The organism is Mesorhizobium waitakense (assembly GCF_056431085.1).
In genome coordinates this window covers 139,648-161,809 of the sequence record NZ_JBWKME010000050.1, presented here as the reverse complement: position 1 = coordinate 161,809, position 22,162 = coordinate 139,648, and the positions used below count along the sequence as shown (strand labels likewise).

General features: G+C 65.2%; 22 protein-coding genes, 1 tRNA gene and 1 riboswitch. Of the genes, 7 read left to right on the top strand and 16 right to left on the bottom strand.

All coding sequences use genetic code 11. The features are described 5' to 3' along the window. Positions 1 to 59: 59 nt before the first annotated feature. Positions 60 to 135, top strand: a tRNA-Lys gene (locus AC07FD_RS12060). A 158-nt stretch (positions 136 to 293) separates the two neighbouring features. On the opposite strand, the gene AC07FD_RS12055 is transcribed toward AC07FD_RS12060, so the two are convergent. From AC07FD_RS12055 to cbiE, 8 genes are all read right to left on the bottom strand, one after another. Then, positions 294 to 563: a hypothetical protein gene (locus tag AC07FD_RS12055; RefSeq protein WP_478350029.1), complete on the bottom strand. Its 270-nt coding sequence runs from the start codon at positions 561 to 563 to the stop codon at positions 294 to 296. 92 nt (positions 564 to 655) lie between these two features. Beyond that, entirely contained in the window at positions 656 to 1,666 is a 1,011-nt protein-coding gene (gene cobT, locus AC07FD_RS12050) for a nicotinate-nucleotide--dimethylbenzimidazole phosphoribosyltransferase (protein WP_478350028.1), read from the bottom strand. Between the two features lie 40 nt (positions 1,667 to 1,706). Further along, positions 1,707 to 2,525 (bottom strand): adenosylcobinamide-GDP ribazoletransferase, encoded by an 819-nt coding sequence (gene cobS, locus AC07FD_RS12045; protein ID WP_478350027.1) that lies wholly within the window; start codon positions 2,523 to 2,525, stop codon positions 1,707 to 1,709. A 3-nt stretch (positions 2,526 to 2,528) separates the two neighbouring features. Further along, positions 2,529 to 3,842: a cobyrinate a,c-diamide synthase gene (locus tag AC07FD_RS12040; protein ID WP_478350026.1), complete on the bottom strand. Its 1,314-nt coding sequence runs from the start codon at positions 3,840 to 3,842 to the stop codon at positions 2,529 to 2,531. Beyond that, complete coding sequence (cobA, locus tag AC07FD_RS12035) at positions 3,839 to 4,657, bottom strand: uroporphyrinogen-III C-methyltransferase (RefSeq protein ID WP_478350025.1); 819 nt, start codon at positions 4,655 to 4,657, stop codon at positions 3,839 to 3,841. Before cobA ends, AC07FD_RS12040 begins: the two co-directional genes overlap by 4 nt. Further along, positions 4,654 to 5,418, bottom strand: coding sequence for a precorrin-4 C(11)-methyltransferase (gene cobM / locus AC07FD_RS12030; RefSeq protein ID WP_478350024.1), 765 nt, complete (start codon positions 5,416 to 5,418; stop codon positions 4,654 to 4,656). The genes cobA and cobM overlap by 4 nt, the downstream gene beginning before the upstream one ends. After that, entirely contained in the window at positions 5,415 to 5,801 is a 387-nt protein-coding gene (locus AC07FD_RS12025; RefSeq protein WP_478350023.1) for a cobalamin biosynthesis protein, read from the bottom strand. The genes cobM and AC07FD_RS12025 overlap by 4 nt, the downstream gene beginning before the upstream one ends. Further along, positions 5,798 to 7,039, bottom strand: a complete 1,242-nt coding sequence (gene cbiE, locus AC07FD_RS12020; protein ID WP_478350022.1) for a precorrin-6y C5,15-methyltransferase (decarboxylating) subunit CbiE — start codon at positions 7,037 to 7,039, stop codon at positions 5,798 to 5,800. Before cbiE ends, AC07FD_RS12025 begins: the two co-directional genes overlap by 4 nt. Position 7,040: 1 nt before the next feature. Here cbiE and AC07FD_RS12015 point away from each other — a divergent pair, with 1 nt between their 5' ends. Then, positions 7,041 to 7,793, top strand: a complete 753-nt coding sequence (locus AC07FD_RS12015) for a cobalt-precorrin-6A reductase (protein ID WP_478350021.1) — start codon at positions 7,041 to 7,043, stop codon at positions 7,791 to 7,793. Here AC07FD_RS12015 and AC07FD_RS12010 read toward each other — a convergent pair. The 8 genes from AC07FD_RS12010 to AC07FD_RS11975 form a co-directional block, all read right to left on the bottom strand. Beyond that, on the bottom strand, positions 7,781 to 8,545 hold the full coding sequence (locus AC07FD_RS12010) for a precorrin-3B C(17)-methyltransferase (protein WP_478350020.1): 765 nt from the start codon (positions 8,543 to 8,545) through the stop codon (positions 7,781 to 7,783). The genes AC07FD_RS12015 and AC07FD_RS12010 overlap by 13 nt on opposite strands. After that, the gene (locus AC07FD_RS12005) at positions 8,542 to 9,300 is read right to left on the bottom strand and encodes a precorrin-2 C(20)-methyltransferase (RefSeq protein ID WP_478350019.1); all 759 of its coding nucleotides are present in this window, start codon (positions 9,298 to 9,300) and stop codon (positions 8,542 to 8,544) included. Before AC07FD_RS12005 ends, AC07FD_RS12010 begins: the two co-directional genes overlap by 4 nt. Further along, the gene (locus tag AC07FD_RS12000) at positions 9,297 to 9,929 is read right to left on the bottom strand and encodes a precorrin-8X methylmutase (RefSeq protein WP_478350018.1); all 633 of its coding nucleotides are present in this window, start codon (positions 9,927 to 9,929) and stop codon (positions 9,297 to 9,299) included. The genes AC07FD_RS12005 and AC07FD_RS12000 overlap by 4 nt, the downstream gene beginning before the upstream one ends. A gap of 2 nt (positions 9,930 to 9,931) precedes the next feature. Continuing rightward, the gene (cobG, locus tag AC07FD_RS11995) at positions 9,932 to 11,467 is read right to left on the bottom strand and encodes a precorrin-3B synthase (RefSeq protein ID WP_478350017.1); all 1,536 of its coding nucleotides are present in this window, start codon (positions 11,465 to 11,467) and stop codon (positions 9,932 to 9,934) included. Beyond that, the gene (gene cobN, locus AC07FD_RS11990) at positions 11,464 to 14,829 is read right to left on the bottom strand and encodes a cobaltochelatase subunit CobN (RefSeq protein ID WP_478350016.1); all 3,366 of its coding nucleotides are present in this window, start codon (positions 14,827 to 14,829) and stop codon (positions 11,464 to 11,466) included. The genes cobG and cobN overlap by 4 nt, the downstream gene beginning before the upstream one ends. A gap of 18 nt (positions 14,830 to 14,847) precedes the next feature. Further along, entirely contained in the window at positions 14,848 to 15,885 is a 1,038-nt protein-coding gene (cobW, locus tag AC07FD_RS11985) for a cobalamin biosynthesis protein CobW (protein ID WP_478350015.1), read from the bottom strand. Between the two features lie 2 nt (positions 15,886 to 15,887). Further along, on the bottom strand, positions 15,888 to 16,316 hold the full coding sequence (locus AC07FD_RS11980; protein WP_478350014.1) for a DUF1636 family protein: 429 nt from the start codon (positions 16,314 to 16,316) through the stop codon (positions 15,888 to 15,890). A 39-nt stretch (positions 16,317 to 16,355) separates the two neighbouring features. After that, positions 16,356 to 16,561: riboswitch (cobalamin riboswitch) on the bottom strand. A 29-nt stretch (positions 16,562 to 16,590) separates the two neighbouring features. Beyond that, on the bottom strand, positions 16,591 to 17,790 hold the full coding sequence (locus AC07FD_RS11975; RefSeq protein WP_478350013.1) for a winged helix-turn-helix domain-containing protein: 1,200 nt from the start codon (positions 17,788 to 17,790) through the stop codon (positions 16,591 to 16,593). Positions 17,791 to 18,121: 331 nt separating this feature from the next. Here AC07FD_RS11975 and AC07FD_RS11970 point away from each other — a divergent pair, with 331 nt between their 5' ends. From AC07FD_RS11970 to AC07FD_RS11950, 5 genes are read left to right on the top strand one after another with little or no spacing between them, the layout of a single operon-like run. After that, positions 18,122 to 18,487, top strand: a complete 366-nt coding sequence (locus tag AC07FD_RS11970) for an NADH-quinone oxidoreductase subunit A (RefSeq protein WP_095087214.1) — start codon at positions 18,122 to 18,124, stop codon at positions 18,485 to 18,487. Further along, on the top strand, positions 18,478 to 19,059 hold the full coding sequence (locus tag AC07FD_RS11965; protein ID WP_478350012.1) for a NuoB/complex I 20 kDa subunit family protein: 582 nt from the start codon (positions 18,478 to 18,480) through the stop codon (positions 19,057 to 19,059). Before AC07FD_RS11970 ends, AC07FD_RS11965 begins: the two co-directional genes overlap by 10 nt. A gap of 4 nt (positions 19,060 to 19,063) precedes the next feature. Next, a complete protein-coding gene (locus tag AC07FD_RS11960; RefSeq protein ID WP_478350011.1) occupies positions 19,064 to 19,669 on the top strand; it encodes an NADH-quinone oxidoreductase subunit C in 606 nt (201 codons plus the stop codon). Positions 19,670 to 19,678: 9 nt separating this feature from the next. After that, positions 19,679 to 20,869 carry an NADH-quinone oxidoreductase subunit D gene (locus tag AC07FD_RS11955; RefSeq protein ID WP_477289396.1) on the top strand — a complete coding sequence of 397 codons (1,191 nt, stop codon included), beginning with the start codon at positions 19,679 to 19,681 and terminating at the stop codon, positions 20,867 to 20,869. Continuing rightward, positions 20,870 to 22,153, top strand: coding sequence for an NADH-quinone oxidoreductase subunit E (locus AC07FD_RS11950; RefSeq protein WP_478350010.1), 1,284 nt, complete (start codon positions 20,870 to 20,872; stop codon positions 22,151 to 22,153). It begins immediately after the preceding gene. Positions 22,154 to 22,162 lie beyond the last annotated feature (9 nt).

Genomic DNA, 22,162 nt, shown 5'->3' with positions numbered 1-22,162 from the left:
TGGACAGGACCGATGGTGGCGGCTATATGCCCGCCAACGCCGGTTTTTGCCGGCCGAGTGGGTGCGTAGCTCAGTTGGTAGAGCAGCTGACTCTTAATCAGCGGGTCCACAGTTCAATCCTGTGCGCACCCACCAAATTCTTCAAAGACTTGGTGGAAAAGACCTGAAAGCGAGACGCATTGACGCGTCTCGGGCATGCGCCGGTTATGGTGCGGTCTTCCCAAGACTGGCTTTGAACCTGGCCTTCATGGCGATTTGACCGGCGGCGCCCTCAACATCATCCGGGCGGGGCATCAAAGGCTGCGATTGCCGCGCCGAAAAATGCGGTTCAGAAACCTGCCGAGCCGAAATGCGATGCCGTTGTCCGCACTTTGATGGCCATCGGCATCAATGCTGGCCTTGCCGCCTGAAAAATCACTGATCAGCCACCAGAAGAAAACCAGGAAAACCGCCAGAATCGCGGTGTCGATCGGGCCGTAACTTGAATATCCATTACGCCGAAGCACAACTGCAAGCAGCACGGCGATAGTCACAGCAGCGGCAGCAGGATGAAGCTTTTTCATCCACCAGACCTATTCGAGAATCGCTACAATTGAAAGATACCGCCCTTGCTGTGGTGCCTGTGGCTTGTCCGATCTATACGGGAAGTCGGCGTTTACTTCTCCGACACACCAGCCTCGGCAAAACTTGCCATGCGGGCATGGCACTCCAACGCCGAGCGGACGATGTTGACGGCGAGGCAGGCGCCGGAGCCTTCGCCGAGCCGCATGCCGAGATCGAGCAGCGGCGGCAGGCCGAGCGCTTCGAGCAAGCCACGGTGGCCCGATTCGGCCGAGACGTGTGCAGCGATCGTATGGGCGAGCCCTGTCGGGTGCAGCCTTGCCAGCGGTGCGGCGGCGGCGGTGCAGACGAAGCCGTCGAGCAGCACGGGTATGCCCAGATGGCGGGCGGCGAGCGTGGCGCCGAAGATGGCGGCGAGTTCGCGCCCGCCGAGTGCGGCGGCAACCCCCAGCGGATCGGCAAGGGCGGCGGCATGGCGCTTCAAGCCGGCCTCGATGGCGACCACCTTGCGCTTCAGGCCAGCGTCGTCGACGCCGGTGCCGCGGCCGGTCCACTTCTCCGCACCGCCGCCAAACAGGGCCGCTGAAATAGCGGCGGCCGGCGTGGTGTTGCCGATACCCATTTCGCCGAAGCAGATAAGGTCGAGGTCTTTCGTCACCGCGTCGTAGCCGGCCGACACGGCGGCAAGAAACGCCGTCTCATCCATCGCCGGCCCTTGCGTGAAGTCGCCCGTGGGATGGTCGAGATCGAGCGGGATGACGTCGAGTTCGGCGCCGGCGATGCGGGCCAACTGATTGATGGCGGCACCGCCGCCGGCGAAATTCGCCACCATTTGCACCGTGACTTCGGAAGGATAGGCCGACACGCCTTGTGCGGTAACGCCATGGTTGCCGGCGAAGACAAAGACCTTCACCCGGTCGAGTTTTGGCATATCGCGGCCCTGCCAGCGTGCCAGCCACGAGGCGATGGTCTCGAGCCGGCCGAGGCTGCCTTGCGGCTTGGTCAGCGTGTCCTGGCGGCGGGCGACCGCATTTGCGGCAGCATCGCTGCCGGCGGGTAGATCGACGCAAGCGGCGCGCAGTTCATCGAGCGATTTGAAGGACATGGGGGCAAAGTCTCCGAAAGGGAATCAGGCCAAGGGGGAATCAGGAAAGAGCAACGGAAGCGATGAGCAGCACGGCGATTTCACTCAGCTGCTGCAAGGCGCCGATCGTGTCGCCGGTCTGGCCATCGATCTGGTTGAGGCAAACGGCGCGGAAGGCGGCAAACAGCAGGCCGAGCAGGATAAGCGCGACAATGGCGCCGCCGAGCCCGAGCAACAGCAGCGGTATCGCGCCGAGCACGGCACCGGCTATGGCGGTTTCGAACGAGACGGTACCGGCATCCGCCGAGAGGCCCTCGGACCGGGCGGGGGGCAGCAGGTGCATGAAGGCGCCCAGCACGCCGCGCGAGGCGGCATGTGCGGCCAAGAGAGCGAAGAGGGCCTGCGTGGGTTCGGTGAATTCCTGCAATGCGCTCCAGCGGATCAGCAGCGACAGAGCGAGTGCTGCGGCACCGTAGGCGCCGATGCGGCTGTCGCGCATGATGTCGAGCTTGCGGCCGCGCGATTTGCCGCCGCCAAAGCCATCGGCGACGTCGGAGAGCCCATCCTCATGCAGGCAGCCGGTGGTGAGCAGGGTTGCCACAAGGGCAAGGGCCGCCGCCGGGTCCATGGCGAGGCCAAACCGTTCCGCCGTGGCAAAGACGATGGCGCCGATCAGGCCGACGACAAGGCCGGCGACCGGGGCGGCCCAGATCGCGGATGCAAGGCTGCGGCCGCGAAAGTCGAAGACGGGCAGCGGCAGCCGGGTGAAGAAGACCAGGCAAAGCGCGATATCGCTGGGGATTTGCCGGGGCGAACGGCTGAAGTTCTGGAATTTGAGTCGGATTTCTTCCCAAAACCGGCTGCCATTTTTCGGGATCATGCTCTAGCCCCTCGCAATGGCGTGGAAGAAGGTGCCGCTGACATGGCCGCGCCGGTAACCCGAGGCGCCAATGGGGTTGCCCTGGCCGTCGGCGAGGTCGGCCAGCGGCTCGTCATTGCCGGTCGCGATCATCTGCGCATAGTGGAATTCGTGGCCGCGGATCAGCGCGCCTTGCGCGCCCAACGGACAACCAGCGCGCAGCCGCGCCTCGCGGTAACCGAGATTCATCTTGCGTTTGGCAAAGCTGGTGGAGTGACCGAGCAGGCCGAGCATTCCGTGCGTTTCGCCCGACGCGTCCTCCAGGGCTTCGCCAAGCACCATGAAGCCACCGCACTCGCCATGGATGGGCTTCGTCTCGGCGAATCTTGCCATTCCGGCGCGGAAATTCGTGGCGGCGGCGAGCTTGCCGGCATGGAGCTCGGGATAGCCGCCGGGCAGCCAGCAGACATCGCAGCCTTCGTCGGGGGCCTCGTCGGCGAGCGGCGAGAACGGGACGATCTCGGCGCCGGCCTTGCGCCAACAGGCCGCCACATGCGGATAGAGGAAGGTGAAAGCGGCATCTTCAGCCAGTGCAATCCTCTGGCCGGGCGGCGAAAGCGCGTCGTCAAAGCCGCCGGGCGCTGGGGTGAGGGGTGTCGCCAGCCTCATTACGGCATCGAGATCGAGCGACTTCTCGGCCATGTCGGCCAGCCGGTCGAGATGCGCCATCAGATCATCATATTCGCCGGCCTGGACTAGGCCGAGATGTCGCTCCGGCAGGTTCAGCGTCGGGTCGCGCAGGATTGCGCCGACAATCGGCAGGCCGAGCGCCTCGATGGCGTCGCCGGAGAGCCGCCTGTGGCGCTCGCTGCCCAGCCGGTTGAGCACGACGCCAGCCATGCGCACATGAGGATCGTAGGTGGCAAACCCTTTGGCGACGGCGGCCGCCGTGGTCGACTGGCCGGAAACGTCGAGCACCAGCAGCACGGGCAGGCCGTAAAGGCGGGCGAGATCGGCCGCCGAGCCGGTGCGGCCGGGAGCCGCCGGGATGCCGTCGAACAGGCCCATGGCGCTTTCGAGGATGACGAAATCGGTGTCATCAGCCGCTTGCGCGGCGAGTGCGTTGAGCAGCGATGGCGGCATCGCCCAGCTGTCGAGATTGACGCCGGACAGACCGGTAGCGGCGGTGTGGAAGCCGGGGTCGATATAGTCGGGGCCTGACTTGGCGCCGCGTACTTTCAAGCCCCGCCGGGTCAGCGCGCGCAGGATGCCGATGGTGACGCTGGTCTTGCCCGAGCCGGAGCGCGGTGCGCCGATGATGATGGCACGGGCGCTCACGGGTTGCCCGCCAGTGCCGCGCGCATGGCAACGATGCCGCCAACGACGATCAGCGCCGGCGAGGTCAGCCCGGCGGCGGCGGCTTCCTCGGCAATGGTGGCGAGCGTGGCGACGACGGTCTGTTCCTGCGGCGTCGTCGCGGCAACGATCACTGCCGCCGGCGTCGACGGCGCCAGCCCACCGTCGAGCAGTTCCGCGGCGATGAGGGGCAGATTGGCCATGCCCATATAGACCACGACCGGCTGGCCGGTGCGGGCGATTGCGCCCCAGTCGATATCGTCATCGGAACCGGCGGCGTGGCCGGTGGCCAGGATCACCGCCTTGTTGATGCCGCGCATGGTGGCGGGGATGCCGGTCGCGGCCAGCGCGCTCAGCCCCGATGTCAGGCCGGGCAGTACGCGGAACGGGATATGTTCCCGCGCCAACGCCAAGGCTTCTTCACCGCCACGACCGAAAATATAGGGATCGCCGCCCTTCAGCCTGACGACGCGGCGACCTTCGCGCGCCAGCCGGACCAGCAGGGCGGTGATGTCGTCCTGCTTCATCGACGGTTTTCCGCCGCGCTTACCGGCGAAGAAAAGCTCGGCGTTTGCGGCAACGGCGACGACATCGGAGGAGACCAGCGCGTCGTAGACCAGTGCATCCGCCTCGGCCAAGGCCGCCAGCACTTCCAGGGTCAGGCAGCCTGGGTCCCCGGGGCCGGCGCCGGCCAGCCAGACATGGCCTGGCTCAAGGCGGCGCGGCTTGAAATTCAGCCGGGACAACGCCTGTTCCAGCGTAGCGTTCTCGCCCTTGTTCCTGGTGCTGCCGCTCACAATCCGTCCCGTCCGCGAAAACGCCGCTGGTAATGGGCGTCGTATAATGAACTCTCGCCAAAGCCTTCCGCCGCCAGCGAACGGCCGACGAAGATGATCGCCGTGCGCTCCATCGGATCGGCAGCGAGTTGTGCCTCGATTGTTTCCAGCGTGCCGGTCAGCACGCGCTCGTCCGGCCATGAGGCGCGGAAGACGATCGCCACCGGGCAATCCCCACCATAGTACGGCGTCAGCTCGGCGACGACGCGGTCAATGGCATGGATGGCAAGGTGAACGGCGAGCGTGGCGCCGGTGCGGCCAAAACCAGCCAGCGTTTCTCCAGGCGGCATCTTTGAGGCGCGGCCGGAGATGCGGGTCAGCACCAGGCTTTGCGCGACTTCGGGAATGGTCAATTCGCGGCGAAGTGCTGCGGCCGCGGCGGCGAAGGAGGGGACGCCCGGCGTCAGCGTGTAGGGAATGCCGTGCTTCTCCAGCCGCCTGATCTGCTCGGCAACCGCGCTCCACACCGACAGGTCGCCGGAGTGCAGACGGGCGACATCATGGCCGGCCTTGTGGGCATCGAGATACGCGGCCTCGATCTCGTCGAGCGACATCGGCGCGGTGTCGATCAGTTTTGTCCCCGGCGCACAGTGTTGCAGCAATTCGGGCGCGACGATCGAACCGGCATGCAGGCAGACCGGGCAGCTGGCCAGCAGCCTGGCGCCGCGCAGCGTGATGAGATCGGCGGCACCTGGACCGGCACCGATGAAATGCACGGTCATGGCGCATCTCCGCTGATGGCGATGGCGCAGGTGACCGGGCCAAGCACTATACGGGCTCCGATCAGCCTCGCGTCCTTGCCGGCGACGGCAAGCGCGGATGCTTCGGAAACCGATGGCGTGCCAGCCAGATCCTGCGAGAGAACGGAATGGCTGAGCGTGGCCGACGAGGCGGCCCCGATCGCGGCCGCATCGGCGACGATGACCGGAAGATTGAGCTGATGTCCGGCGGCGAAAATGGCCTTTTCGTCCTGCTTCAGGGGAGCGGTCGCCAAGGCGGACAACGCTGTCATCGTCAGCCCGTGCGTCTCCAGCGCGGTTTCTATCGCCGCAAGTACGTCTTCGACTGTCACGCCTTTTCGGCTGCCGATGCCTGCGACCATCATGGCTTCACCCAATTCCATTGGGTGACCGGCATGGCAGGCCGCCACGCCTGCATCGAGCCCACCGGCGACGCGCGGGATATGTTTATGCGGGTAAGGTAGCCGCCGAGCGAGACGTGACGCGCGAGAAGCAGGGTTTCCATCTCCAGCGTCACCGCGTTGGCGACGAGACGGCCGCCGGCGCGCAGGGCTTTGATGGCGGCGTTCAAGACGCCGGTATCACTGCCGCCGCCGCCGATGAAAATCGCGTCCGGCGTGTCCAGCCTGGCGAGCGCCTTGGGTGCACTGCCCTCCACCACGATCAGGCCGGGAACGCCACAGGCAGCAGCGTTGCGGCCAATGCGGGCGGCGCGGATCTGGTCCGCCTCGATGGCGATGGCACGCATCGAAGGATGGGCGAGCATCCATTCGATGCCGATGGAGCCGGAGCCGGCGCCGATGTCCCACAGCAACTCGCCGCGACGTGGCGCCAGCGCCGACAGGGTGATAGCGCGGATTTCGCGCTTGGTGATCTGGCCGTCATGGTCGAACAGATGATCGGCAAGGCCAACCGTGAGCGGCAGGATGCGCGCATCAGGCCCCGATTCAACGTCGATCGCCAAAACATTGAGCGGATTGATGTTTTCGAGGTCGAAGGCATCGGCACGGGCCGAGCGCAGGTTTTCGTTCGGACCGCCTAGCGCCTCGAGCACAGTAAGCCGCGATGCGCTAAAGTCGAGTTCGACGAGCAGGCGCGCGATTGCAGCAGGTGCTGCGGCGTCCGACGTCAGCGCCAAGATGCGCGCTTTCGGCTGCAGCAGCGGCCGGATCAGGTCGAGCGGCCGGCCATGCAGCGACACGGTCTCGATATCCGGCAGCGGCCAGCCAAGGCGGGCCGCTGCCAGCGAAACGGCCGATGGTGCCGGGATGACATGCATCTCCTGGGCCTTCACCTTGCGGGCGAGGGTGGCGCCAACCCCATGGAAGAACGGATCGCCGGAGGCGAGCACGCACACGTTTCTGCCGGCAAGCGCCAGCACGTCGACCATATCGGCATCGAAAGGAACCGGCCATGGGCGCGCCTCGCCCTTGGCGAAGGAGGCGACAAGTGCGAGGTGCCGCTTGCCACCGAAGATGATTTCCGCTTTGGCGATCAGCCGCTTGGCCTCGTCGCCGAGACCCGCTAAACCGTCCTCGCCGATGCCGACGACTGTAAGCCATCTTGAGTTAAGCTTGGCGCCGCGCGGACCCTCAGCAGGCATGATGATTCACCGCATTCTGATCCTCGGCGGAACCACGGAAGCCCGGCAGCTGGCCGGAAAACTGGCGGCGCGCGCCTCGGTCACGCTGTCGCTGGCTGGCCGTACCGAAAGCCCGGTTGCGCAAGGCGTGCCTGTGCGAACCGGAGGGTTCGGCGGCGCCAATGGACTGGCTGCCTATCTGCGGGAGACGGGCATCGACCTTCTTATCGACGCCACGCATCCCTATGCGGCGCGAATCTCGGCCAATGCGGCGCAAGCCGCGCGAGTGGCCGGCGTACCGATCATCGCCTTGCGGCGGCCGGGCTGGGAGCCTGTCGCAGGCGACCGCTGGACGCAGGTCGATATCGTCAGCGATGCCGTGCAAGCGCTGGGTCCCGCGCCTCGTCGTGCCTTTCTGGCGCTGGGCCGGCAAGAGGTTGCCGCTTTCGAAGCAGCGCCCCAGCATCACTATCTCATCCGCAGCGTCGATGCGGTCGAGCCGAAGCTGGCCGTTCCCGATGCTAACTATCTTTTGGCCCGGGGGCCGTTCCGCGAGGCGGAAGAACGCGCGCTGCTCCAAGAGCATCGCATCGATGTCGTGGTGTCCAAGAACAGCGGCGGTGACGCAACCTATGGCAAGATCGCCGCGGCGCGAGCACTTGGCATCGATGTGGTCATGATCCAAAGGCCGGCCCTGCCGGATGTCCCTTCGGCTGAAACCGTCGAAGCGCTGGCCGCCATTGTCAACCAGTTCGGAGCCGATCATCTTCTCTGACCTGTGGACGAGCGCGGCGTGTAGACCAGCGCGGGCCTGTCGTCGCGCTTGATGATCCTGGTTTCAGGCGAGCCGATGATGATGCAGGTCGCCATATCAGCTCTTCGCGCGTCGACATCGGCCAGCAGAGTGACTTCGATGCGCTCGTCGGGACGGCCGGCGGCACGGCCGAAAATCACCGGTGTGGTGCCGGGCAGGATCGCGGTCAGGCATTCGAAGGCGCGGCCGAGCTGCCAGGGGCGCGCCTTGCTGATCGGATTGTAGAGCGCGATGACGAAGCCGGCGCCGGCCGCCGCCAGCAGGCGCAACTCGATCAATTCCCAGGGCTTCAGATTGTCGGACAGCGAAATGGCGCAGAAATCATGGCCGAGCGGGGCACCGATGCGGGCGGCAACGGCGAGCATGGCGGTGATGCCGGGCACCACGGCGACATCGACCGCACGCCATTCAGCAGGGCCGGCCTCGATCGCCTCGCAGACGGCAGCCGCCATGGCGAAGACGCCGGGGTCGCCACCGGAAACGACGGCGACGTCATGGCCTTCCGCGGCTTTGGTCAAGGCGTCCTTGGAGCGGGCGAGTTCCTCGCGGTTGTCGGAGGCAACGCGAGTCTGATCCGGGCGCAATTCGAGCCGGTCGAGATAGGGCTTATAGCCGTAGAAGAACGCCGCCTGCGCCACGGCGTGGCTGGCCTCAGGCGTCACCTGATCGGCATTGCCGGGCCCGAGCCCGATGACGGTGAGACGGCCGCTCATGCCTGCGCTCCCAAGACGCCGGGCCGGCCGGACCAGCCGGCGACAAGCACGATGGCAAAATAAGGCGCCTTGTCGTCCTGCTTGTCGGCAAGTCGCATCGAGACGCTGCCGGCCATGGTGCCGCGCTCGACATAGACGGCGCGCGCCAGCTTGCCGGTTGCCTCCAGCGCCCGCCTGATCTTGGGCAGGTTGCGGCCGACCTTCATGATGACGGCGGCGTCGGTGTCGGCCAGCCGTCGGGTGAGCTCGAACTCGCTCATTGTGCCCGGCAATACCGTCAGCACATCGTCGCCCTGGACAATCGGCAAGCCGGTCGCCGACCAGCAGCCGGACATGGCGGTGACGCCGGGAATGACCTCGGTCGGAAAGCGATGGGCGAGCCGCACATGCAGGTGCATGTAGGAGCCGTAGAACAGCGGATCGCCCTCGGACAGCACGGCAACCATCCTGCCTGCTTCAAGGTGTTCGGCGACCTTCTCGGCTGACTCCTCGTAGAAACCGGCGATCTGCGAACGGTAGTCGTCGTGATCCTTGTCGATTTCGGTGGTGACGGGATAGAGCAGCGGCAGTTCCGTCATGCCCGGGCGAAATTGGGCTTCGACGATGGCGCGCGCGTTGCTGTTGTTGCCGCGTTTGGCGAAATACGCCACGACATCGGCCTCGGCCAAGGCTCGTGCGGCTTTCAGCGTCAACAGTTCGGGATCGCCGGGACCGGTGCCGACACCGACGAGACGGCCTTTGGGGAGCGCGTTCACAGGCCAGGCCTCGCCAGGGCGTTGAGTGCCGCGGCAGTCATGGCGCTGCCACCAAGCCGGCCGCGCACGATGGCATAGGGCACGCCATAGGAATTCTCGGCCAACGCATCCTTGGATTCGGCCGCGCCGACGAAGCCGACCGGCATGCCGATGATCGCCGCCGGCTTCGGCGCACCGTCGCGCAGTTTTTCCAGCAAATAGAAGAGCGCGGTCGGCGCATTGCCGATGGCGACCACCGAGCCGGCCATGCGCTCTCCCCACAGGTCGATGGCGGCCGCGGAGCGGGTGTTGCCGATCTCCCTGGCGATTTCGTGTGTGCGCGGGTCGCGCAAGGTGCAGATCACCTCGTTGCCGGCCGGCAGCCTGGCGCGGGTGACGCCATGCGAAACCATTTCCGCATCGCAGAAGATCGGCGCACCAGCCGAAAGTGCCGTGCGCGCGGCGGCAACGAAACCCGTCGAAAAGACAAAATGGCTGGCAGCTTCGACCTGGCCGCAGGCATGGATCATGCGGATGGCGACATCGGCCTCTGCTTCGGAGAAGCGCGACAGGTCAGCCTCGGCGCGAATGATGGCGAAGGAGCGCTCGTAGATCGCCGTGCCGTCGTGGATGTAGTCGTAGGCGGCCATGCTCATTTCCGTTGGTAAGTTTGGGCCTGTCGATAAGCCTCGGCGATGCCGGCCGCGCCAAGCCTTGTCAGGCAAGCGGCGGCTGTTTCGCCGGGAAGTCGTGCGCTGCGGATTGCTGCCGCGACGCGGCTGATGCCGCGCGCGGCGTCATAGCCCGGCCTGTAGCCGGCAGGAAGGCCCTTTGCCGTCGCGTTCACGACAAGTCCGGCTCCGTTTTCGCCGCCGACCAGCGTAAGCGCTGCTTTGCCCGGATGGACGCAGCCCTTGGCGCAGCCGGAAATGTGCAAGGTGAAGTCGAGGATGTCGGCATTTTCAGCGGCAATCGCCTCGGCAATGTCGCGCGTGGCGATCCGGCCGGAGGCGCAGGCCGGCGTGCCGGGACAAGCGGCGATGCGTGTGCGCGGATCGGCGGCGTCGGTGACGAATCCGAGGGTGGCGGCCGAGTCCTGAAGAGGCTGGTTAGCGGCTATCGGCTGACCGAGAAAGAGCAGGGTACGGCTTGGCGCCAGGCGGATTTCGGTTGTGCCAAGGGCGAGGGCGCCCTGGGTGAGGGCGATGATCTTGTCCGCTGGCATGCTGCCATAGGGCAGGGCAATGGCGAGGGCGACGCCAGAGGCGGCGAGGTCGAAAGTTCCGATGGGAGAGCGAGTCGATGGCGCAGGATAGCGATCCTGCCCACCCCCCTCTGTCCTGCCGGACATCTCCCCCGCAAGGGGGGAGATCGGCAGCTCTGCCGCCGGCTCTCCTTTTGGACGCTGAGTGATTGCTGCAACGCCTGCGACTAGCGAAAGCGGAGATGATGGCCCAATCTCCCCCCTTGCGGGGGAGATGTCCGGCAGGACAGAGGGGGGTGGGACGGAGTGCCAACTTGCAAGAGAAGCTAGCTGCCTCTCGGTCAAATCCCTTGCATGGGCTTCGCGGCCCTTCTCGGCAGTCATCCTGAGCACGGCAATGGCAATATCGCATGCAGCATCGTCTTCCACCGTGGCCAGCGGCCTCGCATTCTGTCCATCGCCCGCGGCAGACACCAGCCACCGTACTCCCGCATCGCTGCGCGTTGCGGCAAGCCGCACATCGGCCGTTACCGAATCCAGTAGAAGCTGCCCGCCGCCGTCGACAACGACCGAAACCTTCGGGCCGAGCCGTTGCACGAGCCCGGCTTCCTCGACCGCTGCCCTGATCCGTTCGGCCAGCGGCCTCGGATCGGCGACTTCCAGCGGATCGATGCCCGCCAGCGGCCCGGTCTCGACCGGCACGCCGGTCCGCACAGCGATATCAAGCGCATCGACCTCCGTCGCCAGCAGCGGCGCGCTTTCCGGTGTCAGGCCGCGTATCTGCAAACTGCCGCGCGCGGTGACTTCCATGATGCCGTTGCCGTGCCGCAGGGCCGATTCGGCGAGTGCGATCAAAAGCTTTGGCGACAATCCTCCAGAAGATGGGCCTCCAGCAACGGGGTTGAGCCGCACCAGCAGGCCATCGCCGGTCTGCATGGGGGCTGCCAGAGCCGGGCAGGCGCCGCGACGCGAGAAGGCGTTCATGCCGCAACCCCAAGCGCTTCAGCCTCGGCAATCAGCGCGGCGAGATCGTCGTCGATGGAATTGCGCAAGGGATGCCAGAGCCCGCGCCGCCGCGCCGACAGGAAGCGCTCGGCGATGACTTTGGCGGCTGCAGGGTTTTCGCGCAGGATGAAGGCACGCACCAGGGGATCGCCGAGATAGGCATCATGCACGGCCTCGATCAGCGTGCCTGATATTGCGAGGGTGGTTTCGGCGAAGCCGACCAGGCGATCGACGGTTTCGGCGAATTCGGAGGCGCCGCGCGGGCCGTGGCGCATCTGCCCTGATATGAAGCGTGGATTGACGGCGCGGGCCCGTACGATGCGGGCCACCGCCGCACCAAGCGAACGCGGCCTCGGCTTTTGCGGATCGGTGGTGTCGAGCACGATGACATCGGCATTCCTGCCAAGCGCCGCCAGGGCCGCCGAAAATCCGCCGATGAAGGCGACGTCGGCGGAGCCTTCGAGAATATCGCGGCCGGGATCGTCGCCGGTGTGGACGAGAAGATCGGCTTCGGCGATGCGGCCCTCGAAGGCGCCGGGTGCCGAGACGCCTTCGCCCCCGGCGCCGCCATAGGCATGCGAGGTGGCGTCGAGATAGGCGCGGCCGATCTCTTCGCGCGCTGCCCAGTCGCCGCTCGACAGCAAGTCCTCGACGCCGGCGCCGTAAGTGCCGGGCGAGGTGCCGAAGATGCGCGGGCTGATCTTGCCATCCGCGCGGGTCTTGGCCGCGAGCGGGTTTTCCGAATCCTCCTCGTCGCGGGCGGCAACGGCGTTGGCCGCGGCATCGATCAGCGCGATCTGGGTTGGGAACATGTCTCGGAACAGGCCGGAAATGCGCCAGGTGACGTCGACGCGTGGTCGGCCGACGGTTGCCGGCGGTAGCACCTCGATGCCGGTGATGCGGCCGGTCGCGGCATCCCATTGCGGCCGGCAGCCCATCAGCGCCAGGCCCTGTGCGATCTCCTCGCCGCCGGTGCGCAGCGAGGCTGAGCCCCAGAGGTCGATGACCAGCGAACGCGGCCAGTCGCCATGCGACTGCATATAGCCACGCACCACTTCTTCCGCTGCCGCTTTGCCGAGGTCATAGGCGGTCGGCGTCGGCATGGTGCGCGGGTCCGACGTGAACAGGTTGCGGCCGGTGGGCAATACATCGGCGCGTCCGCGCGCCGGCGCTCCTGCCGGGCCGGCCTTGACGTGGCGGCCATCGAGTGCCGCCAGGAATGCCATCGTCTCGGCAGCCGCGCTTTGACGTCGCATAGTGTCAGGCTCGTCCTCGGAGGCGCGGCCGTAGATATGCAGCCCGTCCTTGATGGCGAAATCCTTGAGGTCGCAAAGCCAGGCGTCGATGCGGCGCAACGCCTCGTCGGGCGCGTCGGTTTTGGCAACGCCGGCTTCTGAGGCGAGGCCGGTCTTCTGGGCGGTGTCGACGATCAGCTTTGCCAGACGATCTCGGCGGCGGCGGTCGAGCCCATCGGCCTGGGCATACTCGTCGACCAGCCGCTCGAGCCTGTGCTGATCCTCGTCCAGTCCGGCGCCGGTCAGCGGCGGCGGCAGATGCCCAAGGGTGACGGCAGCGATGCGCCGCTTGGCCTGTGCCGCTTCGCCGGGGTTGGAGACGATGAAGGGATAGATCACGGGCAAGGGACCGGTGACGATCTCGGGAAAGCAGTCCTGGCTGAGCGCAACCGTCTTGCCGGGCAGCCATTCCAGCGTGCCGTGGGCGCCGACATGGACAAGCGCATGAGCGCCGAGCGACTTGCGCAGCCACAGGCCGAAGGCGATCAGCGCATGCCGCGGCGGCAGCGTCGGGTCGTGATAATCGGCGCGCCGATCCACTGACCGGCCGCGGTCGGGAGCAAGCGCCACGGTGACGTTGCCGAAGGTGGCGGCGCGGAAGGGGAAATTTGCGGAGGTTAGCGCGTCGCGCAAACCTGTTTCATCTTTCGCCTTACCCCAGGCGGCTTCTACGGCAGCTATCGCCGCCCTCGGCAGTTCGGTTGAGAAGCACAGATAGTCGTCAAGCTTCAGCCCGTGGTTTGAACTTTCCAGCAAATCCAACAGCTCACGCGGCGTTTGCGGAATGCCGTCAACGGCATAGCCCTGTCCCTTGAGGTCATGCAGCATCGCCAGCACGCTGGACGGCACGTCGAGGCCGACGGCATAGCCGGTGCGGCCCGGGGCACTCGGGTAATCCGGGATCAGGATGGCAAGCTTGCGCTCGGCGCGGGGCGTTTCTTGCAGCTTGATGAAGGCCGCGACGCGGTCCGCGATTTGCGCCACACGATCCGGCTCCGGCCGGTTGGCGAAGGCGCGGTGACCAAGTGCTGGATCAACCTCGCTTTCGCCCTTGAAGGAAATGGCGCCGGCCAGGATGCGGCCGTCGAGTTCGGGCAGCACGACATGCATTGCGAGGTCGGCGGGCGCCAGCCCACGCTGGTTGTTTTCCCAGATGTCGTGGCGGGTGGTGGCGACGATGACCTGGAAGACTGGCACGCCGGCACGATCGAACAGGGTTTCGACGCCGGGTTCGGCGCCGGACGCGAAGGCGGTCGCGGTGACGATGGCGGCAGGTTTCAACGCGGCCAGCGCGGTTTCGACGAACGCCTGCGATACCGGGTCCTTGAGGCTGGAGACGAAGATGGGGACCGGCGTCATACGGCGCTGCCGCAGCGCTTCAAAAAGGGCGTCGATCGGTGCGACATCGGCGGCCAGCAGCATCGAACGGTAGAACAGGATGGGGATGACAGGCGCGGTGTTTCCTTGCCCCTCGAGAGGAAGGGGGACGACCCCGCGGCCCGGCTCATAGTAGCCGGCCTTCGGTACCGCGACAGGCGCCGAAATTGTTGCTTCAGACCCTGCCAGCCGCGCCAGCTTCTGCACCAGCGCGTTCATATTAGCCAGACCGCCCTCGCGAAAATAGTCGAGCAGGCCGTTGAGTTCCTCGCGCGGCAGTGTCGAGGCTTCGATCAGGCGCAGATCCTCGTCGCGGCATTCGCCGGGCAGCAGAGCCAGTTTTATGCCGCGCGCGCGGGCGGTCGAGGCAAGCTGGTCGCAGCCGTAGCGCCACCAGTCGTAGCCGCCGAGGATGCGCACGAGGATAACTTTGGCGTGGCGGGCGACGCTGTCGACCCAGAGGTCGACGGACATCGGATGACGCAGGTCGCGCAAGGCCGCCAGCCGCATCGAGGGCAGGCGCTCGGCATCGGCCTTCCATGCCGCCGCCAGTCCGGCAAGATCGCTGTCGGTGAAGGACAGGGCCACGATATCCGCCGGCGTCTGCCGCAGATCGACCGGCTCGGCGAGATCGTCGAGCGAGGCGGAGGTCGTTGTGAGGATGTGCATCGCGGCCCGTGGTTTGCGTCAGCCGGCGAGTATACGCTCGATCGCCGGGCGGTTCAGCCCCTTCAGGCCGATGACGACGAGGCGCGAGCGGCGGTCATCCCCGGCGGTCCAGGCGCGGTCGTAGTAGTGATTGACGCGCGGTCCTACGGCCTGCAGCAAGAGCCGCATCGGCTTGCCGCCGACCTCGACGAAGCCTTTCACGCGCAGCACGTTCTCTTCCTCGGCGGCGGTAGCGACGCGCTTTGCCAGGTCATCGGGATTGGCGATCGAGGCAATGTCGATGACGAAAGAGTCAAAGTCGTCGTGCTCGTGGTCGAGTTCGTCGTCGTGGTGGGTCTTGCGGTTCTCGATGTCGTCCTCGACGGCAAGGCCAAGGCCGAGCAGCACCGACGGATCGACCTTGCCTTGCGACGTCGGCACGATCTTCACGGCGCGAGCGATGTGCTCATTGATGATGGCGTTGGCGCGGGCGGAGCCCGCAGTGTCCATCAGGTCGCTCTTCGACAGGATGATCAGGTCGGCGCAGGCGATCTGGTCCTCGAACACCTCCTCGACCGGATCGTCGTGATCGAGCGTCTCATCCTGGGCGCGCTGTGCCTGAAGTGCGTCCATGTCATTGGCGACGCGGCCTTCGGCGAGTGCGGGACCGTCGACGACGGCGATGACACCATCGACCGTCACGCGGCTCCTCACTGTCGGCCACTGAAAGGCCTGGACCAGTGGCTTGGGCAGAGCCAGGCCCGAGGTCTCGATCAGGATGTGGTCGACCTTCGGCGACAGCGACAGGATCTGGTCGAGCGCCGGCACGAAATCGTCCGCAACGGTGCAGCAGATGCAGCCATTGGCCAGTTCGACGATGTTTTCCTCCGGGCACGTGTCGATGCCGCAGCCCTTCAGGATCTCGCCGTCGATGCCGATGTCGCCGAACTCATTGACGATGATGGCGATCCGCTTGCCGCCAGCGTTTTCCAGGAGATGGCGGATCAGCGTCGTCTTGCCGGCGCCGAGGAAGCCGGTGACGACGGTGCAGGGGACGCGGGAGACGGAAGCAGTCATGATCAGTCCTTCAGCAGGTCGAGGGGAGGGATGCGGGCCACGAGGCCGCGCTTGAGGCTATCGGGACGGCCGCGCCACGGGATCAGGCCGTCGGTCGAGGTGGCGAAGAGTTTGGCGCCGGTGACGAGGTCGGCGCCGCCGGTTGTGGTCAGGTCGCCGAAGACGTAGCTCCAGCAGCCGTCGCGCAGGATGGCGGCACTGAGCCGGCGCTTGCAATTGCCGAGGCATTCGACGCTGCGGACGCGGATGTTTTCGCCAGATGCAGCGCGGCGTGTATCATCCGCGAGCAGTTCGCCGGCGCGGGGATGAGCATCGGAACCTGTTTCATCGCGACAGGAAGCACAGACGATGACCGTCACGCCGGCAAGGGCATCGCTCTCGCCGGACGAATTGTCCGCTGTGCCAGCCGAAAAACTGCTGTCGTGGTCCAAAAATCGGGCTCCTTGCCCGGAAACCCGCCGGGCGATCGGATTCTATAGTCGCAGACGGCAGGTCTCCTGGCTCGCGGGTCATCGCCTTGGGTAGCCGCCTTCCCGGGAATACCCCAGTGGCTTTCGGCCTTGGCTCTTCGCTTACAGTTGCGGGGACAGCCGCGGATTTGAAATCGGAATTTCGCACCGCATTCCCTCTTGGCTCCTCTCGTTGAAGAGAGGAGACCGTCTGGAGCGGATTTAGGCTTTTGCGGGCGGCGGTGTCAACGTGGGCTTACGACACGGTCAGGTCGGCCAGCGCCGGACCCAAATCACCGGCTGATGTCACTTCAATACGTTCAAGGCCGAGCCAGCCCTGCATCTGCTTCAATTCCTCGAAGAGTTCTGCAGCGGTTTCAGGCGGCGCGCCGGGCTCTGCATAGGCGGCATGGATGCGCAGGACACTGGCGGGGCGATCGGCCTTGAGGTCGACGCGGCCGACGATCCGGTCGCCGAGCAGGAACGGCAGGACGTAGTAGCCATACTGGCGTTTATCGGCCGGGGTATAGATCTCGATGCGATAGTGGAAATCGAACAGCCGCTCCGTGCGTGACCGTTCGAAGACGACCGGATCGAACGGCGCCAGCAAAGCGCGGGCCTCGATTTTTCGTGGCAAACGCGCGTCTTTATGAAGATAGGCCGGCTTGTCCCAGCCTTCGACACGCACAGGCAGCAGTTCGCCTGTTTCAACCAGTTCCTCCAGTCGGCCCTTCATGTCGGCGGGCGACAGGCGGAAATAGTCGCGCAGGTCGCCTGATGTCGCGATGCCGTGGGCGCGGGCAGAAATGCGCAGCAACTCGCGGTGCGCGTCCTCGGCGGCGGGCACCGGCAGGTCGAGGATCGCCTGCGGCAGCACGCGCTCCGGCAGATCGTAGAACCGCTCGAAACCGCGACGGTGCGCCGTTGTGATGCGCCCGGCCCAGAACAGCCATTCGAAGGCGTGCTTGGCATGGCTCCAGCCCCACCAGCCGCCCGAGCCTTTCTGGCCTTCGAGCGCGGAAGCGGCGATCGGCCCGCGCTCAACGACCTCGCGATAGATCTGTTCGATGTAGCCAGCATGTTCGCGGCCCCATTTGGCGAGGCCGAGATACATTTCGTCGCCGCGCTCGGCCCGCTGCATGCGCCAGCGCATCAGCGGGTAGGTCTCGACCGGCAGGAAGGAGGCTTCGTGTGCCCAGTATTCAAACACCGTGCGCTTGCGCGTCACGGCGGCGTTGTCGAGCAGAGCGAAGGGGTAGGGGCCAAGGCGCGAATAGAGCGGCATATAGTGGGCGCGCACCACTGCACTGACGGAATCGATCTGCAGCAGGCCGATGCGGGAGAGAACGCGGGCGAAATGGCGGCGGTCGGGCATACCGGCGGGGCGGGGATCGAGAAACCCCTGGGCGGCGAGCGCGATGCGCCGGGCCATGGCAAGCGAGAACTTTTCCTTCATGCAGACATCACTCTGAGGGTGGTTGGCCGAAGTTCTGATGGGTGATTCCGGCCCATGCTAGCAGGGTTTTGGCGGCAACCATGTCAGGAGACAAAAGTGGAGTGAAAAGAGAAGGAAATCAAACAGGAGCGGATCGGACCAGTTTCCTCGGATATGCCGTCCAGCACCGCGTTTTGAACAAGGTTTGACTTGCTTCGCTGGAAGTGCTGCGCTAACCCTCGCCGCGTTGCAGCATAGGCCCTTAAAACGGTTCAGCGGTTAAACTGTCACGCTTCCGCATTAGGGTCCGGTGCTGTAATCAACGTGGATTGGCGCCAACGGAAAGCCGAGCATGAACGCACTTTTAGGTTCATACCTGCCCATCGTCCTGTTCATCGGCGTTGCACTCGTCGTCGGCCTGGCGCTGTTGGCCGCCCCCTTCCTGGTCGCCTACCGCAATCCCGATCCCGAAAAGCTTTCCGCCTACGAGTGCGGTTTCAACTCGTTCGACGACGCCCGCATGAAATTCGACATTCGCTTCTACCTGGTCTCGATCCTGTTCATCATCTTCGATCTGGAAGTGGCCTTCCTGTTCCCGTGGGCGGTGTCCTTCTCGAAGATCGGCATGCTCGGCTTCTGGTCGATGATGGTCTTTTTGGCGGTGCTGACCATCGGCTTTGCCTATGAATGGAAAAAAGGAGCGCTGGAATGGGATTGAACAACAGTTCCGGCACGCTCGTCGCGCCAAAGCCAAAGGGTCTGATCGATCCCAACACTGGCAGGCCGGTGGGGGAGGACGATCCTTTCTTCCTCGAAATCAACAATGAACTCGCCGACAAGGGTTTTCTCGTCACCTCGACGGAAGCGCTGATCACCTGGGCGCGCAGCGGTTCGCTGATGTTCATGACCTTCGGCCTCGCCTGCTGCGCGGTCGAGATGATCCACACCTCGATGCCGCGCTATGACTCGGAGAGGTTCGGTGTTGCGCCTCGCGCGTCTCCGCGCCAGTCCGACATCATGATCGTTGCCGGCACGCTCACCAACAAGATGGCCCCGGCGCTGCGCAAGGTCTACGACCAGATGCCGGAGCCGCGCTACGTCATCTCGATGGGTTCCTGCGCCAATGGCGGCGGCTACTACCACTATTCCTATTCGGTGGTGCGCGGCTGCGACCGCATCGTGCCGGTCGACATCTATGTGCCCGGCTGTCCGCCGAGCGCCGAAGCGCTGCTTTACGGCATTCTTCTCCTGCAGAAGAAGATCCGCCGCACCGGCACGATCGAACGGTAAATCCATGACCGCATCCCTGAGCGAACTGTCGACCTATCTCGGCGAGAGGCTGATCGGCCGCATGAATGACGCGGTGATGGCCTATGGCGAACTCACCGTTCACGTCGAGCCGCGCGATCTGGTCGAGGTGATGACCTTCCTGCGCGACGACGCGCGCTGCCAGTTCATCTCGATCATCGATGTCTGCGGCGCCGACTATCCGTCGCGGGCCAAGCGCTTCGACGTCGTCTATCATCTGTTGTCGCCGAAGCAGAACGTGCGCATCCGCGTCAAGGTGCAGGCCGACGAAGAAACGATGGTGCCGTCGATCACCGGCGTCTATCCCGGCGCCGACTGGTTCGAGCGCGAGACCTACGATCTCTACGGTGTGCTGTTCTCCGGCCACCCGGATCTGCGGCGCCTGTTGACCGACTACGGGTTCGAAGGCCATCCGCTGCGCAAGGATTTCCCGCTGACCGGCTTCGTCGAGGTGCGTTACGACGACGAAGCCAAGCGCGTCATCTACGAGCCGGTCGAGCTCAAGCAGGAATTCCGCAATTTCGATTTTCTCTCGCCATGGGAAGGGACGGATTACGTCCTGCCGGGCGATGAAAAAGCCAAGACGAATTGAGGCGCCAGAATGGCTGAAACCTCCGTCCGCAATTTCAACATCAACTTTGGACCGCAACACCCTGCCGCGCATGGTGTTTTGAGGTTGGTTCTCGAGCTCGACGGCGAAGTCGTCGATCGCGTCGATCCGCATATCGGGCTGCTGCACCGCGGCACTGAAAAGCTGATGGAGGCCAAGACCTACCTGCAGGCCATACCTTATCTCGACCGGCTCGACTATTGCGCGCCGATGAACCAGGAACACGCTTTCGCGCTGGCCGCCGAGCGTCTGCTCGGCATCGATGTGCCGAAGCGCGGCCAGCTGATCCGCGTGCTCTACTGCGAGATCGGCCGCATCATGTCGCACATCCTCAATGTGACGACGCAGGCGATGGACGTCGGCGCGCTGACGCCGCCGCTGTGGGGCTTCGTCGAGCGCGAAAAGCTGATGGTGTTCTATGAACGCGCCTCCGGTTCGCGCATGCATGCCGCCTATTTCCGCCCCGGCGGCGTCCATCAGGACCTGCCGCAGAAGCTGGTCGAGGACATCGGCAAGTGGATCGACCCGTTCCTGAAGTCGATCGACGACCTCGATCAGTTGCTCACCGGCAACCGCATCTTCAAGCAGCGCAATGTCGACATCGGCGTCGTCTCCCTGGCCGATGCCTGGGCCTGGGGCTTCTCGGGCGTGATGATACGTGGTTCGGGCGCGCCCTGGGACCTGCGCAAGTCGCAGCCCTATGAATGCTATTCGGAAATGGATTTCGACATTCCGATCGGCAAGAACGGCGACTGCTTCGACCGCTACCTCGTGCGCATGGAAGAAATGCGCCAGTCGGCAAAGATCATGCGCCAGTGCGTCGACCTTTTGCTCGGCAAGGAGAGCACCGGCCCGGTGTCGAACCTCGATGGCAAGGTGGTGCCACCGAAGCGCCAGGCGATGAAGCGCTCGATGGAAGCGTTGATCCATCACTTCAAGCTCTACACCGAGGGCTACCGCGTGCCGGCCGGCGAGGTCTATGCGGCGGTCGAAGCGCCGAAAGGCGAGTTCGGCGTGTATCTCGTCTCCGACGGCTCCAACAAGCCCTACCGCTGCAAGCTGCGCGCCCCCGGTTTCGCGCATCTGCAGGCCATGGATTTCCTCTGCCGCGGCCACATGCTGGCCGACGTCACCGCCGTTCTCGGCTCCCTCGACATCGTGTTTGGTGAGGTCGATCGCTAAATGTCAGTCCGCCGTCTCGCAGAAGCCAGCGTCCAGCCAGCGTCCTTCGCCTTCAACCGGGCGAACGCGGCAGCGGCGAAGCAATGGCTCAAGAAATATCCCAAGGGCCGCGAACAGTCGGCGATCATTCCGCTTTTGATGCTGGCGCAGGAGCAGGAAGGCTGGGTGACGAAGGCGGCGATCGAGACGATTTCGGACATGCTCGGCATGCCCCGTATCCGAGGGCTGGAAGTCGCCACCTTCTATACGCAGTACCAGCTGAGCCCGGTCGGCACCCGCGCCCATATCCAGGTTTGCGGCACCACGCCCTGCATGCTGCGCGGCTCGGAAGCGCTGATGGATGTGTGCCGCTCAAAAATCCATCACGACCAGTTCCACACCAACGACAAGGGCACCTTGTCGTGGGAAGAGGTCGAGTGCCTCGGCGCCTGCGTCAACGCGCCGATGGTGATGATTTTCAAGGATACGTTCGAGGATTTGACGCCTGAAAGGCTGGCCGAAATCATCGATCTCTATGACGCCGGCAAGGGCGCCTCGGTGAAGCCCGGGCCGCAGGACGGACGCATCGGCTCGGAGCCAGCCTCCGGCCTCACGACCCTGAAGAGCGAAAAGGCGATCCTCAAGTCGACCCGCGACAGGGAAGCCGAGCAGGCAGCCAAGGCCGCCCAGGCGGCCCCGGGCGCGATAATCGCCACGGTCGCGCCGGCTGCCGTCCCTGTCGCTCCGTCCAATGCCAGCAAGCCGAAGACCGATGCCCCTGAAACCAGCCCGGCTTTGAAGACGCCTTCAAAGACCAAGGTCGCGCCGGCAGTTGAAAAAGCGGCCAGTGTTTCGGCCCCGCTGCATTCGGCCGCCAATGCCAACAAGGCAGCCTCCGAGGTCGAGCAGGTTTCCAAGCAGCGCCACGGTCCGAAGACCAAGGCCGAGCCGGCGAGCGCCTTCAAGGCGCCGGAAGTCAAGGTGCCGGCCGCGAAGGCTGCCAAGCCGGCCAAGCCGTCGCTCGAGGACAAGAACCGTCCGGCCGGCATCGACAGGCCTGCGCTGGTCGACGACCTCAAGTTGATCTCCGGTGTCGGCCCGAAGATCGAGGGCGTCCTGCATTCGCTTGGTATTTTCACCTTCGCGCAGGTAGCGTCCTGGAAGAAGGCCGAGCGCGAGTGGGTGGACGGTTATCTCGCTTTCCACGGCCGCATCGATCGCGACGACTGGGTCAAGCAGGCCAAGGCGCTCGCCAAGGGTGGCGTCGCCGAATACATCCGCGTCTTCGGCAAGAAGCCGGTCTGAGGGACGAAA

Excerpts from the sequence above, each read along its gene's own strand:
- AC07FD_RS12055 (WP_478350029.1), bottom strand. The coding sequence starts at position 563 with ATGAAAAAGCTTCATCCTGCTGCCGCTGCTGTGACTATCGCCGTGCTG.
- cobT (WP_478350028.1), bottom strand. The coding sequence starts at position 1,666 with ATGTCCTTCAAATCGCTCGATGAACTGCGCGCCGCTTGCGTCGATCTA.
- cobS (WP_478350027.1), bottom strand. The coding sequence starts at position 2,525 with ATGATCCCGAAAAATGGCAGCCGGTTTTGGGAAGAAATCCGACTCAAA.
- cobM (WP_478350024.1), bottom strand. The coding sequence starts at position 5,418 with ATGACCGTGCATTTCATCGGTGCCGGTCCAGGTGCCGCCGATCTCATC.
- AC07FD_RS12025 (WP_478350023.1), bottom strand. The coding sequence starts at position 5,801 with ATGATGGTCGCAGGCATCGGCAGCCGAAAAGGCGTGACAGTCGAAGAC.
- cbiE (WP_478350022.1), bottom strand. The coding sequence starts at position 7,039 with ATGCCTGCTGAGGGTCCGCGCGGCGCCAAGCTTAACTCAAGATGGCTT.
- AC07FD_RS12015 (WP_478350021.1), top strand. The coding sequence starts at position 7,041 with ATGATTCACCGCATTCTGATCCTCGGCGGAACCACGGAAGCCCGGCAG.
- AC07FD_RS12010 (WP_478350020.1), bottom strand. The coding sequence starts at position 8,545 with ATGAGCGGCCGTCTCACCGTCATCGGGCTCGGGCCCGGCAATGCCGAT.
- AC07FD_RS12000 (WP_478350018.1), bottom strand. The coding sequence starts at position 9,929 with ATGGCCGCCTACGACTACATCCACGACGGCACGGCGATCTACGAGCGC.
- cobG (WP_478350017.1), bottom strand. The coding sequence starts at position 11,467 with ATGAACGCCTTCTCGCGTCGCGGCGCCTGCCCGGCTCTGGCAGCCCCC.
- cobN (WP_478350016.1), bottom strand. The coding sequence starts at position 14,829 with ATGCACATCCTCACAACGACCTCCGCCTCGCTCGACGATCTCGCCGAG.
- cobW (WP_478350015.1), bottom strand. The coding sequence starts at position 15,885 with ATGACTGCTTCCGTCTCCCGCGTCCCCTGCACCGTCGTCACCGGCTTC.
- AC07FD_RS11975 (WP_478350013.1), bottom strand. The coding sequence starts at position 17,790 with ATGAAGGAAAAGTTCTCGCTTGCCATGGCCCGGCGCATCGCGCTCGCC.
- AC07FD_RS11970 (WP_095087214.1), top strand. The coding sequence starts at position 18,122 with ATGAACGCACTTTTAGGTTCATACCTGCCCATCGTCCTGTTCATCGGC.
- AC07FD_RS11965 (WP_478350012.1), top strand. The coding sequence starts at position 18,478 with ATGGGATTGAACAACAGTTCCGGCACGCTCGTCGCGCCAAAGCCAAAG.
- AC07FD_RS11960 (WP_478350011.1), top strand. The coding sequence starts at position 19,064 with ATGACCGCATCCCTGAGCGAACTGTCGACCTATCTCGGCGAGAGGCTG.
- AC07FD_RS11955 (WP_477289396.1), top strand. The coding sequence starts at position 19,679 with ATGGCTGAAACCTCCGTCCGCAATTTCAACATCAACTTTGGACCGCAA.
- AC07FD_RS11950 (WP_478350010.1), top strand. The coding sequence starts at position 20,870 with ATGTCAGTCCGCCGTCTCGCAGAAGCCAGCGTCCAGCCAGCGTCCTTC.